Origin of the sequence: Gilliamella sp. wkB18 (assembly GCF_001690875.1) — a bacterium.
GTDB lineage: Bacteria > Pseudomonadota > Gammaproteobacteria > Enterobacterales > Orbaceae > Gilliamella > Gilliamella apicola_A.
Genome location: NZ_LZHM01000034.1, coordinates 1 through 13,626, shown reverse-complemented (window position 1 = coordinate 13,626; position 13,626 = coordinate 1). Strand labels below are relative to the sequence as shown.

General features: G+C 33.3%; 12 protein-coding genes. 3 read left to right on the top strand and 9 right to left on the bottom strand.

What is annotated here, in order from left to right; all coding sequences use genetic code 11:
• Positions 1 to 314: 314 nt before the first annotated feature.
• The gene (gene erpA / locus A9G48_RS02785) at positions 315 to 653 is read right to left on the bottom strand and encodes an iron-sulfur cluster insertion protein ErpA (protein WP_034945944.1); all 339 of its coding nucleotides are present in this window, start codon (positions 651 to 653) and stop codon (positions 315 to 317) included.
• A 154-nt stretch (positions 654 to 807) separates the two neighbouring features.
• On the opposite strand from erpA, the gene hemL reads away from it, so the two are divergent.
• Both hemL and bcp read left to right on the top strand, forming a co-directional pair.
• Positions 808 to 2,103, top strand: a complete 1,296-nt coding sequence (hemL, locus tag A9G48_RS02780; protein ID WP_034945948.1) for a glutamate-1-semialdehyde 2,1-aminomutase — start codon at positions 808 to 810, stop codon at positions 2,101 to 2,103.
• A 51-nt stretch (positions 2,104 to 2,154) separates the two neighbouring features.
• A complete protein-coding gene (gene bcp, locus A9G48_RS02775) occupies positions 2,155 to 2,631 on the top strand; it encodes a thioredoxin-dependent thiol peroxidase (protein WP_034945951.1) in 477 nt (158 codons plus the stop codon).
• 44 nt (positions 2,632 to 2,675) lie between these two features.
• On the opposite strand, the gene A9G48_RS02770 is transcribed toward bcp, so the two are convergent.
• Together A9G48_RS02770 and A9G48_RS02765 are read right to left on the bottom strand one after the other, a co-directional pair.
• Positions 2,676 to 3,740 carry an AI-2E family transporter gene (locus A9G48_RS02770; RefSeq protein ID WP_034945954.1) on the bottom strand — a complete coding sequence of 355 codons (1,065 nt, stop codon included), beginning with the start codon at positions 3,738 to 3,740 and terminating at the stop codon, positions 2,676 to 2,678.
• 81 nt (positions 3,741 to 3,821) lie between these two features.
• The gene (locus tag A9G48_RS02765; RefSeq protein ID WP_065575755.1) at positions 3,822 to 5,345 is read right to left on the bottom strand and encodes a helicase HerA-like domain-containing protein; all 1,524 of its coding nucleotides are present in this window, start codon (positions 5,343 to 5,345) and stop codon (positions 3,822 to 3,824) included.
• 109 nt (positions 5,346 to 5,454) lie between these two features.
• Here A9G48_RS02765 and A9G48_RS02760 point away from each other — a divergent pair, with 109 nt between their 5' ends.
• On the top strand, positions 5,455 to 5,685 hold the full coding sequence (locus A9G48_RS02760; protein ID WP_034945960.1) for a YdcH family protein: 231 nt from the start codon (positions 5,455 to 5,457) through the stop codon (positions 5,683 to 5,685).
• Between the two features lie 348 nt (positions 5,686 to 6,033).
• On the opposite strand, the gene mgtA is transcribed toward A9G48_RS02760, so the two are convergent.
• The 6 genes from mgtA to A9G48_RS11510 form a co-directional block, all read right to left on the bottom strand.
• Positions 6,034 to 8,739: a magnesium-translocating P-type ATPase gene (mgtA, locus tag A9G48_RS02755; protein ID WP_065575754.1), complete on the bottom strand. Its 2,706-nt coding sequence runs from the start codon at positions 8,737 to 8,739 to the stop codon at positions 6,034 to 6,036.
• Between the two features lie 767 nt (positions 8,740 to 9,506).
• The gene (locus A9G48_RS02745) at positions 9,507 to 11,399 is read right to left on the bottom strand and encodes a DNA topoisomerase III (RefSeq protein WP_051825230.1); all 1,893 of its coding nucleotides are present in this window, start codon (positions 11,397 to 11,399) and stop codon (positions 9,507 to 9,509) included.
• Between the two features lie 49 nt (positions 11,400 to 11,448).
• Entirely contained in the window at positions 11,449 to 11,625 is a 177-nt protein-coding gene (locus A9G48_RS11515) for a hypothetical protein (protein ID WP_155268324.1), read from the bottom strand.
• A 57-nt stretch (positions 11,626 to 11,682) separates the two neighbouring features.
• Positions 11,683 to 12,684: a zinc transporter ZntB gene (zntB, locus tag A9G48_RS02740; protein WP_034945967.1), complete on the bottom strand. Its 1,002-nt coding sequence runs from the start codon at positions 12,682 to 12,684 to the stop codon at positions 11,683 to 11,685.
• Positions 12,685 to 12,936: 252 nt separating this feature from the next.
• Positions 12,937 to 13,191, bottom strand: coding sequence for a hypothetical protein (locus tag A9G48_RS02735; protein ID WP_065575753.1), 255 nt, complete (start codon positions 13,189 to 13,191; stop codon positions 12,937 to 12,939).
• Positions 13,192 to 13,220: 29 nt separating this feature from the next.
• Positions 13,221 to 13,626 (bottom strand): DUF6708 domain-containing protein (locus A9G48_RS11510; protein ID WP_218057782.1); only part of this gene is annotated, 406 nt, incomplete at its 5' end.

Sequence of the window (13,626 nt, the reverse complement as noted above, 5' to 3'; positions counted from 1 at the left end):
TATAACAAGAAGCTAATTACTTTTTATCTTTTTAACCGTTTAAAATAACAATAGATTAGATAAAAATAATATTTATAATTATTAGGTCTAATAAATAGTCTTATCAAAATTATATGTCAACTTTTCATTAAATAGTAAAATTAATACAAAATTGACATTGATGAGTAAGTAAGAACACAAAATTTATATACTAAAAAGGCTACAATTTTATGTTCTAAATAGCATGTAATGAAAAATGTATATAAACAAAAAAACTCAGCAGTAAATTTATGATTTACTGTAATTATAGATATTTATTAAGTCTTTTTACAATACTAAACACTAAATGAAGAACCACAACCACAAGTTGTAATTGCATTCGGGTTGTCTACCACAAAGCGAGAACCTTGTAACCCTTCGACATAATCAATGGTACCTCCAACTAAATATTGTAAGCTCATTGGATCGATTACCAGTGATACACCATTTTTTTCGATAGATAGATCGTCTTCATTTACTTTTTCATCAAATGTAAAACCATACTGAAATCCACTACAGCCACCACCAGTGATATAAACTCTTAATTTTAAATTTGGATTTTCTTCTTCGGTTACTAATGATTTCACTTTATTTGCAGCAGCATCTGTAAAGTTAATCGGTAAAGCATCACTCATTTTATTCTCCTAATATCTGGATTTACGTATTATATACTGCTCAAAAAAGAAATTACAAAATGAAAAATGCTATTGCTTAATTTTTTAATAGCTACCTTGAAATTTTTTCAATTCTATGAATAAATACCACATAATTTTGTCAAAGGATCACAACATGCTTACAAACTCATTAAAGTCAGAAAAATTATTTAACCAAGCATTATCAGTATTACCTGGCGGTGTTAATTCACCTGTACGAGCTTTTAACGGGGTTGGCGGAACTCCATTATTTATAAAACGAGCAAATGGAGCTTATATTTATGATGTTGATGAAAAAGCCTATATTGATTATGTTGGATCTTGGGGACCTATGATTTTAGGACATAATGATCCTGATGTTGCTAACGCAGTAATTAATGCTGTTCATAATGGATTAAGTTTCGGCGCACCAACTGAAATTGAAACCAAAGTAGCTAATCTAGTTACTGAGCTTATGCCATCTATTGAAATGTTACGTATGGTTAATTCAGGAACAGAAGCAACAATGAGTGCCATAAGAGTTGCTCGTGGCTTTACTGGACGTGATAAAATTATTAAATTTGAGGGTTGCTATCATGGGCATGCTGATTACTTATTGGTTAAAGCAGGCTCAGGCGCCCTGACTTTGGGTCATCCGACTTCTCCAGGCGTGCCAAACGATTTTGTAAAACACACTTTAGTTTGTGATTATAATAATCTTGAATCAGTTCAAAAACAATTTGAAAAATACCCTAACGATATTGCTGCAATCATTGTTGAACCTGTAGCAGGAAATATGAACTGTGTTCCAGCAAAAAAAGAATTTTTACAAGGTTTAAGAGCGCTATGTGATAAGTATGGTGCTCTTTTAATTATTGATGAAGTCATGACAGGCTTTAGAGTTGCACTTGGTGGAGCGCAAGATTATTATGATGTCGTACCTGATCTTACTTGTTTGGGTAAAATTATTGGCGGCGGAATGCCAGTTGGAGCATTTGGTGGTCGAACTCAGATAATGCAACAATTAGCCCCAACAGGACCAATTTATCAGGCTGGTACACTTTCAGGAAATCCTGTCGCTATGGCAGCAGGTTATACCACATTAACAAAACTCATGGATGTTGGTATCTATCAAGAATTAGAAGAAAAAACCGTAACACTAGTAAATGGATTATTATCTGCTGCTAAGCAATACAATGTTCCATTTTTAGTAAACCACGCAGGAGCCATGTTCGGATTATTCTTTACAAATGCCTCAGAAGTGACCAGCTACCAAGATGTGATGAATTGTAATATTGAATTATTCAAAAAATTCTATCATCATATGCTAACTGAAGGGGTTTATTTTGCCCCTTCAGCGTTCGAAGCTGGCTTCATGTCACTGGTGCATACAGATAACGAAATCAATCACACAATTGATGCAGCAAAACGTTTTTTTAGTAATATAAGTTAGTAATATCAAAAGCGATTAAAATATTAAACTATTAACATGGGTAATATATTTATGGTTAATCCACTAAAACAAGGTGAAAAAGCACCTCAATTTTCGTTGCCAGACCAAGATGGAGAGTTAATCAGCTCAAAAGATTTCAAGGGTCAACGGATGTTGATTTATTTTTATCCAAAAGCAATGACGCCCGGTTGTACTATTCAAGCATGTAATTTGCGAGATTGCGCTGATGAATTCAAAAAATATAATGTAGTAATAGTTGGTATTAGTTCTGACAAACCTGAAAAGCTATCACGTTTTGCAGAAAAAGAGCTGTTAAACTTTACCCTTCTCTCTGATGAAAATCATGAAATGTCCCAAGCTTTTGGCGTTTGGGGTGAAAAAGAATTTATGGGTAAAACTTACGATGGCATTCATCGTATTAGTTTTTTGATTGATAAAGAAGGAAAAATTGAACACGTATTTGATAATTTTAAGACAAGTAATCATCATGAAATTGTTTTAGATTACCTTAAAAATCAATCAAATTGATTCGAGTAAAAGCAGATTATTAAGTAATCTGCTTTTTTCTTTAATTAAAAATTATTAATTTCTTTTGGTTTAGGCCATGCATTAATAATTGCCTTCACTAATGTTGCAAGAGGAATTGCAAAGAAAATCCCCCAAAAACCCCATAAACCGCCAAAAACAATGACTGCTAAAATGATCACTAAAGGATGAAGATTGAGTTTTTCAGAAAATAAAAATGGAACTAGCAAATTGCCATCTAATGTTTGAATTAAAATATAGAAAAAAATTAAATAACCAAAATTTGCAGTTAATCCCCACTGGAATAGCGCAATTAAAACTACAGGAATACTTGAAATAATAATACCAATATAAGGAATAAGAACAGATAAGCCTACGATCACTGCAAGTAATAATCCATAATCTAACTCAAAATACCCAAATGGAATATAAACACACACAGTTAAAATGATGATATGTAAAACATTACCTACAATATAATTGGATATTTGCATATCCATTTCCGCCGCAACTTGTTTTAAAATAGTACGATTTTTAGGTAAAATTTTTGAACAATATCCCCATATTTTAGCTTTATCTTTTAGAAGAAAGAACATCATAACAGGTATTAATACCGCATTGATAACAACCGAAACTAACCCAAGTAAAGAAACGATTGAAAATTGCAATAAAGAATTTCCAGTTTGCACAACTTTATTAGTAATACCCTGAATAATAGAATCAAATAAGCCGACATCGATTAACTCAGGATAGTGTTCTGGCAATGAAGTTAAAAAATTATTGGAAAACTCTAACATCTGTGGAATATTTTTAATCAAACTAATACTTTGCTGCCAAATTAAAGGCAGCAAAATCATAATTCCTGCAAGCACAACTAGAATAAATAAAAACAACACAATGACAACAGCAAGCGTTCGAGGAATGTTTTTTCTATATAAAAAATTTACTGGAGTATCAAGTAGATAAGAAAGCACAATAGCAATTAATATAGGCAGTAATATTTTATTAAAAAAATAAATAATGAAAAATATAAAGATAATAACAACCAATAGCGAAACCACATGCGGGTTACTCAATTGCCTATTATACCAATTAACAAACAGTTTAAGCATTGCAAATACTCCTATTTTGCTTATTTTTATTAATTAAGTTTGTTTTTAAAATCCTAAATGAACAAAGGTAAAAAAGTTAATTTATCGTTTAAATCCCCCTAAAATACCTCGGGTGATTTGCTTGCTTATCTGATTTACAACTTGCCGTGTAGTGTTTTTAGCTATTTTTTGAGCAATACCATCATATGATTTACCTTTGGTGCCTTTATGACCAAAAAATAATGAGCTAAAAAAACCGAACACTCCGCCATAACTTTCTTGATTTGTTGAGCTATTAGTCTCTTTTTTATCAAAATTATTCACATCTGAATCAGCTAAATTATCAAATGAAAAACCATCTTGAAGTTTTTCATAAGCGGATTGTTGATCAATGGCATGTGAATATTTATTATAAAATTTTGATTGCTGAATCACATCGAATTGTTTTTGAGATGACATTATCCCCATTTTTGAACAAGGGGCTATAACATACCCGAGTTGAACCATATTAGGGCTTCCCTTTTCATCTAAAAACGATACGAGTGCTTCACCTACTCCTAATTCCATGATTGCTTTCTCAGTATCGAAGCTTGGATTGGCTCGCATTGTTTGTGCAGCCGCTTTTACGGCTTTTTGATCTTTAGGAGTAAAAGAGCGTAATGCATGTTGTACGCGATTACCTAATTGACCTAATATTGTATCTGGAATATCAGTAGGATTTTGGGTTGCAAAATACACTCCAACGCCTTTAGAACGAATTAAACGAACAACTTGTTCTATTTTATTTAAAAGTGCAGGCGCAATATCATTGAACAACAAATGTGCTTCATCAAAAAAGAAAATTAATTTTGGTTTATCAAGATCCCCAGTTTCAGGCAAACGTTCAAACAATTCCGATAGTAACCATAACAGAAAAACAGAATATAATTTAGGCGAATTATATAACTTATTGGCAGATAAAATATTCACAGCTCCACGACCTTGATCATCAACTTGCATCAGATCTTCAATGTCAAATCTAGGCTCGCCTAAAAAATATTCTGCCCCATCATTTTCAAGCGCCAATAGACCACGTTGGATTGCACCAATTGATGATAATGAAATGTTGCCATACTGAGTGGTTAATCTTTTCGAATTATCGCCAACAAATTGGATTAATGCACGAAGATCTTTGAAATCAATCAAGAGTAAACCATTATCATCAGCAACCTTAAATACAAGCTGTAAAACCCCTGATTGGATATCATTTAAATTTAATAAGCGCCCTAATAAAATAGGACCAATATCAGATACAGTGCTACGAACAGGTATGCCCTTTTCGCCAAACACATCCCATAATTCAACAGGAAACGAATCGGGTTGCCAGTTGTCAACACCCATATTTGCTAGCCGAGCTTGCAATTTTTCAGATAATATACCGTTTTCACCCAAACCGGTTAAATCACCTTTAACATCGGCCATAAAAACAGGCACCCCAATTTGAGAAAAACCTTCAGCCATTTTTTGTAGAGTAACCGTTTTACCGGTTCCTGTTGCACCGGTGATCAAACCATGGCGATTTGCGAAAGGAGCTAAAATAGATAAATCTTTACCATTGCTTTTGGCGATAACTATTGATTCACTCATGGATTAAATCCTCATAAAAATTGCTACTAAAATAGCCAATAATATTGTAAGCTGAAATAGTGATAACTGCTATTGTTATTATTTCACTCAACCTAACTAGGGAGTAGCTATGTTTCCAGAATACCGAGAAGTAATATCAAAATTAAAAAATTCCGATCTCCGCTTTCAAAAATTATTTGATAAACATAATGAACTTGATCAAAAAATTAAAAATATTGAAAATGGAATTATTGTTGATACGACCGAAACAATAGAAGCATTGAAAAAACAGAAACTTAAAATTAAAGACGAAATTTATGATATTTTAAGAAAAACTAATGATAACCATTTAAAACTGTAACTTACCAATATATTGTTAAAAAATTTAGTTATTATCTCTTTTAATAATTTCATATTCGTTTAGAGAGATAAAAAAACCCCATTACTGGGGTTTTTTATTGTATGCTAACTTACATAATTATACTAATTATTTATTTTGAAATTATATTACACTTATATTTTTTCAATTTACGCCTTTATTTACTAATTTTCTTTCTGCTTTTTTTAGTTTTCGACTTTTAATAAGGACAATTAAGTTTTTGTGAGGTGTTTTCATATTTCATTTTCCTTCTAATTATAATTATATGATTTAAATAATTTTTTACATATATAAGCGACTTGAGTATCGCTTATATATTAGTTTGCGAAACTAAAACCATTGACCGAAACGCTTAATATAAATACGTTTCATTAATTGAGCAACACAACAATAGCTAAATAGTGTTACCAAAAGCCAAGGAAAATATAACCATGGCAGTGGCTGTAATCCAATCAAGCTCCCAAGTGGAGAAAATGGAATATAAATACCTACAGCCATAACAAATAAAGTCATTACAACAACAGGAAACGCAGCTGTACTTTGCACAAATGGAATTTTTTGGGTTCTAAGCATATGTACTACCAAAGTTTGTGAAAGTAAGCCTTCAATAAACCAACCTGAATGGAATAATGATTGTGCTTCTATGCTGTTAGCACTAAACACAAACCACATCAATACATAAGTTGTGATATCGAAAATAGAAGACGTTGGACCAATCCAGATCATAAATCGCCTAATATTTAGCGCATCCCATTTACGTGGTTTTTGTAAAAACTCATCATCCATTTTGTCCCATGGTAATGAGAGTTGTGAAATATCATACAGCAAATTTTGAATGAGTAAATGTATCGCTAGCATAGGTAAAAATGGTAGAAACGCACTAGCAACCAATACTGAAAAAATATTACCAAAATTTGAACTTGCTGTCATATTTAAGTATTTCATGATATTACCAAAGGTTTCACGCCCACATATTACACCTTCCTCTAATACCATTAGGCTCTTTTCAAGCAAAATAATATCGGCTGATTCTTTCGCGATATCAGTTGCGGTATCAACAGATATCCCAACATCGGCATCACGAAGTGCTGGCGCATCGTTTATACCATCACCTAAAAAGCCCACAGTATGGCCATTATCTTGTAATAATCGAATAATTCGTGATTTTTGCAATGGTGTTAATTTAGCAAAAATAGTACGTTGTTCGATTTGTATTTTAAGTTCGGCATCGTCCATTTTTTCAATTTCAGTGCCTAGTAGTGGTATACCTGGTTCTAAACCGACTTCTCGACACACTTTGATAGTAATAATTTCGTTATCACCTGTTAAAACTTTAACACCCACACCATGCTCATTTAAAGCCGAAATTGCTTCAAATGCACTTTCTTTTGGTGGATCTAAAAAGGTTAAAAAACCACGAATTGCAAGGGCTGTTTCGTCTTGTACTGTATATTGCGCTTTTGTTTCGCTAGCGGGAATATCTTTTATACCAACCGCTAACACTCTAAAGCCATCTTTGTTATAATCATGCGCTAAAGCAATTAATGCTTGTTTACGTTTATCATCTAATGGTAAATATTCGCCATTTTCATAAACATGACTTGCAATCGATAGCATTTCTTCAACAGCACCTTTACAAATCATTAAATGGTTATCACTATCATTTTGTACTACCACCGATAAACGACGACGCACAAAATCAAACGGTAATTCATCAATTTTTTTGTATAAACCAACTCCTACCTTTTTCATATTGGTTTTTTCTTCAGTAAAGCGGATAATCGCTTTATCCATTAAATTTTTCATACCACTTTGATAATAGCTATTAAGCCAAGCAAGCTCTAAAACTGTAGGATCGACTTTACCATTAATATCAAGATGATGTTCTAAAATAATTTTATCTTGAGTTAAAGTACCCGTTTTATCGGTACATAAAATATCCATTGCGCCAAAATTTTGAATGGAATTAAGCCGCTTAACAACTACTTTACGTTTCGCCATACCAACTGCGCCTTTAGCTAGATTAGCGCTAACAATCATAGGCAACATTTCAGGAGTTAACCCAACTGCAACAGCTAAAGCAAATAATGCAGCATCGCCCCAATCTCCTTTAGAAAAACCATTTAGCACAAAAACGATTGGTACCATAATCATCATAAAGCGTATTAAAAGCCAACTAACACTATTCACCCCACGGTCAAATGAGGTTTCAGCACGAGATCCTACAATTGATTTTGCCAATGTTCCAAAATGAGTATCCCCACCTGTTGCAATAACAATGGCTGTAGCGGTACCACTTACAACATTGGTTCCCATATAACAGATATTATTGACATCAAGTAAATTGTCTTTGTCGATATCAGTGGCACCTACATTGCTCGTTTTTTGGGTAACCGCACCTAATGTATCGTACTTCTCAACTGGAATTGACTCACCAGTTAGCACTGCTTGGCTAACAAATAAATCTCGTGATTCAATTAAACGAACATCAGCCGGAATCATATCGCCTGCGGACAAATAAACAATATCTCCCGGAACAATTTCACTTAATGGAATTTCAATGCGTTCGGGGGTCATATCTTTATGTGCACGACGCAATACCGTGGCTGTTGTGCGAATCATTGACTTTAAAGCTTCGGCTGCCTTATTAGATCTAAACTCTTGCCAAAAGCGCAATAATCCACTTAACGATACCATTGTCAAAATAATGATGATACCGGTTAAATCGGTTTCTTCGCCTTTTTGCAAAGGTAACCAATAGTCAGTCACAAAGCTGACAATAGCTAAAACTAATAATACAAATATAAATGGATTATTAAATGCCATTAATAATTGCACTAAAATTGATGGCACTTTTTCGCGAGCCACTTCGTTTTTACCATACTGTTCAATTCTAGATTTTGCATTTTCTTGCGTTAATCCTGAAAGGCTGGTTTGAAATTTAGATAAAATACTATCAAGGCTATTTTGTGCTTCGCTGATAGCTTTCACATCTAAATTATTTGGATTTTTAATTTTTGAAATATTTTTAGTCATCTTATGTACCTATATTCATTTTGGCAAATAAACGCCTACTCATTGTTAACAACATAACAATAAGCAAATCAAAATTTATGATGAGCTAAGAATTTATTGCATAGCAAAAAAGTAGCTAAAAAAGCTATTGCTGAGCATAAATATAAATTAGCAAAAAGAAATTAATTAAGAATTAGATACAACTCGGTGGCTCTAAATGTTTTTCTGAAAGATACAATAGACACAACATTAGCATTTGTGCACATTGATGTTTTGCGTTTGTGTGATAGCGTATAAGAAAATGCATATCGTTCACCGTTACCGTTTATCAATTCGGCTTGTGAACTGAAAAAATGATTATTTAGACAAGTTCATAACCGATAATGATTGTTTGAATTTATCTCCCCACATTTTGGGGTGACCCGATTGAGTGTCCATATTTCTCCTGTAAATTGAACTCAGCGCTTTGGATTTCAACTTTTCTTCACCCTCATTTTTAACGACCTTTATAGTTAAAAAAGTAAGAAAAAGCTCAAAGACGGGCAATTTATACGCCCTTACAGAAAATAAGTCAACGGGTCATATAAAATAATCTTTGTAAATGCTTAAAAACAGCACTGAAAGTGCACAATATAGCTAACTATAGTGAAATCAATACAACTTTTGCCTACATCAGCAATTCTTTCATTATAACTGCTCATCTATTACAACAATAAAAAATTAAAATTGCACATATCAAATAATTGACTTGCTATACAGCCATACTTAATGCCCTATTATAATAGACATTAAGTATGAATATTTAATTGTGCATTTTTAAGTTGATCGACAAGATTAAGTAATGATTGATTAAGCTGAATCATAAATTGTTGATACGAAAATTCTTTTTTACTGATCTCCTCAAGCTGTAGTTCCCAATGTGCAGTCATATCTGGCATAGACATAATATCAGGAAGCGATAATATAAGATTTCGACCGACTTGTGTTGATTTTATCGATTTACCTTGACGAGTTAAAAACTGACGTTTAAATAACAGTTCAATTATACCTGCTCTTGTTGCCTCAGTACCTAAACCATCCGTTTCACGTAATATTTTCTTGATTTCAGGATCCTTAACAAATCGAGCAATACCGGTCATAGCTGAAAGCAAGGTGGCATCCGTAAATGGCTTTGGTGGTTGGGTTTCTTTACTGATAAGTTCTGCATCTATACATTGAACATTTTCACCTTTTTTAACTAATTTGGTTAAAAGTGCGTTACTATCGTTACTCTCATTTACGGAATCAGCTTGATTATTTTTGGTTCCAAATAATACTTTCCAACCAGCATCTAACATTTGGTTTGCTTTTGAAACGAATTTTCCACCTTGAATATCAACTTCAATTTGCAATTCAGAATACTTATAAGCTGGATAAAATTGTGCTAAATATTGTGTTGCAATAACTTGATAAACTGCTTTCTCATTGCTAGACAAATTGTCCATTTTAGCCTTACGCAAAGTCGGGATAATAGCATGATGAGCTTCAACTTTTTTATCATTCCATATTTTTGTTCTTAAAGTAAAATCCGCATTATCAATCGCCGTTTTTAATTCAGGACAATTATTTTCAATTGCCGATTTTACCCCTGTCACTTGCTTAAGATGCTCTTCTGGCAAATAACGACAATCCGATCTTGGATAAGTTATTAATTTGTGTTTTTCATATAACGATTGACAAATATCGAGCACTTCTTGTGCGCTTAATCCATTTTTCTTTGCCATATCAATTTGTAATGCAGATAAATTAAATGGCATAGGAGGAGCTAGCTCTTTCTTTTTATTGCTAACTTTATCAATTACACCGATTTGATTTTTAATTCTTTTACAAACATTTTCTGCTAATGCCTTAACTAATACTCGTCCTTCTTCGTCTTGATAAGGAGCACAAGCTTCGCTAGGCAGCCACTTTGCTTTAAAAAGCTCATTATGTTTAGTTTGAATCACCGCAAAGACTTCATAAAATGGTTTAGGCACAAACTGCTCTATCTCAAAATCTCGTCTTACAACCAAGCCTAAAATAGGGGTCTGCACTCGCCCAATTGATAACACACCGCGATAACCATTTTTTTGTCCAACAATTGTACACAACCGACTCATATTAATACCATAAAGCCAGTCTGCTCGTGCTCTTGCTAATGCTGAAGTTGATAAAGGGATGAAATCTTGATTACTACGTAATTGCTGTAATGATTTTTCAACAGCGCTAGCATTCAAATCGCTGATTAAACAACGTTGTATTGCTTTGCGTTTATCTGGGGATAATTGGCAATAATTTAAAACTTCATCAACTAATAATTGCCCTTCTCTATCAGGATCACCAGCATGCACAATCTGATCTGCTGATTTAATCAGTTCCACCAAAATATCAAATTGCTTTTTCGTATTGTCTTTCGGCATCAATACCCACTTTTCAGGTACGATAGGCAAATCGCTAATTATCCATTTTTTATATCGGGGATCATAAACTTCTGGTGTGGCTTGTTCTAATAAATGCCCAATACACCAGCTTACAACATCACCATTACTTGCTTTAATAAACCCATTACCCTTTTGATGAGGCTTGGGTAATACATCAGCAATAGCTCTTGCTAAACTAGGCTTTTCGGCAATAAATAAACGATAAGACTGATTAAATTGCATAAAAATGATTATTCATTAAAAAATTCCAAACAGCATAAGCTTGTTAAACTTATCGAATCAACAAACCAAATTTATTTTCAAATTCAAATAGTTGGTTGCATTTAGCTCTTAAAAGCATTACCCAAAAAAAAGTTAAAATTAACATTTCATCGCCAATCCAGTCTTGATAATAAGCTTGAATCCATTTTAAGTGCATATCTTTAAATAACGATTTAATAATATCCATATTTTCAGCTTTATAACATTTATAATATTCTACTTACTTTTAAAAAAATCACGCCACTTACCACCATTTTTTATATTTAAGCCAAATAATTGAAACAATACAAATAACAGCAAGTAGTCCCATTAATCCAACAAAAGACCATCCTTGCTCACTAAAAGGAATACCAGCTAAATTGACCCCAAGCAAACTAGTTAAAAAAGTAATCGGCGTAAAAATAATGGTAAACAATGACATCAAATAAATTCGTTTATTGGTCGATTCGGCCAAAAAGCTATTAATTTGCTCCATAATTGATGCTAACCGTAATAAACAGCTATCAATGTCAGATATATAGTGATTTTGTTGATTGGAAATATCATGTAATCGTTGACGATCATTATCATCAATCCATGATATTCTTTCAGTTGAAATCTTAACAAAAATATCACGTTGCGGTGATAATAAGCGCCGTAAAACAATCAATTGCTTACGTACCCGACCTATTTCTTTATAAGAAAAGATACGTTGATTTAAAACTAAATCTTCGAGCTTAATAATTTTATTATGAACACTGTTAAAAGATAAATTCACTTGATCACTGATTAACTCAGATACTTGAATTAGCCAATCAGCAACATCAACCGGACCAATCCCTTTTTCTAAATTATTTTTCAATTGGGAAATAGCATCAATTTGTTGGTGCCGTGCTGAAATAACTAAGTTATCTGTAATATAAAAGCGAAATGTAACAATCGGATCGGGTAATTCATTTGGTATAAAATTAACCCCTTTTAAAACCACTAAAATGCCTGTATCAAAGCGAATTTCTTTAGAAATTTGATTCGGTTTTATTAATTCATTCTTGACCAGTTCAGGGATTAAATTTGTCTCGTTTATCCATTTTATTGTATCTGGATTAGCAAAATTTAAATGAATCCAACTTGGTTGCTGTACCGAAGCCTCATTGTCTACATTCAAGGGATTAGCATTACCTTTTCCATCCAATTGGCAACTAAAAATAGGCTTTGCAGCTAAAAGGTTAGAAACAGAAATTGAACTTCCACTATTATGGCTACTCATTATTCAGCCCCATTTGTTAAGTTTTCTTAATTATATACTGAAAATAACCAAAAATGCAGCGCTTGATTTGCCATAGCTTGAATTATTTAATGCGTTAAATAACTGGAAGGGCTAACGAATTGTCGGGTGGGCAATAACACAATACTCAACGCCATACCATTGATAAATACTATCGGCTGTTAGCACATCGATTGGGCGCCTTATTTAACGACCTTTCCTTGATTTTCAATGCGTAGCTCTTTGAGTCATCTTTCACTTGCAGGTAGCTTCAAAGACATTGAATCCCAAAATAAACATAACCGTATCTAAAGTTAATATACTTCCCAAAATAGTAGCAACAAAGTAAAGGCAGGCATAAAAAATCTGATCATTGTGATCCTGACGAATAAAGGCACAATAGGTATTATTGGCATAGCTTAAGCGATCGTCATGCAGGGGCACTAAACGTGGACCTTTATCTAGATCCCCAAACCAACCAAAGATTTGTGGGCGGTATTTTGATGGCATAATTATTCCTTATTCCTTAATCATCTGGGTTATTCCGTTATATGGTGCCGTTGTTTGATTTCGGCGAGCTCTTCTTGCGATGTGGCATTAAACGCTTCGACCATCCATTCGGGCCAGCCTTCACCTTCAATCCTATGGGCTTTAAATTCCGCTTCTTGATCTGATTTATATTCACCGTCATCGATATTGGCAGATTTATAATGCACCATAAAACTATTGATCCACCCCCAAACAAATGTACTTCCTGCACCGGCTCGCATAGGATCTAACATAATATGATCTATCACTTGGTGCGTGCCCGGTTGGCAGACCATTAACACGGTTGAACTTAAGGCATTACGTGACATATTATGAATAATAACACCGTGCAAATCGTTCCAATCATATTCTTTTATTCGGCGTTTTTTCGGTTGTAAAAATACCGAAGGGTGATGT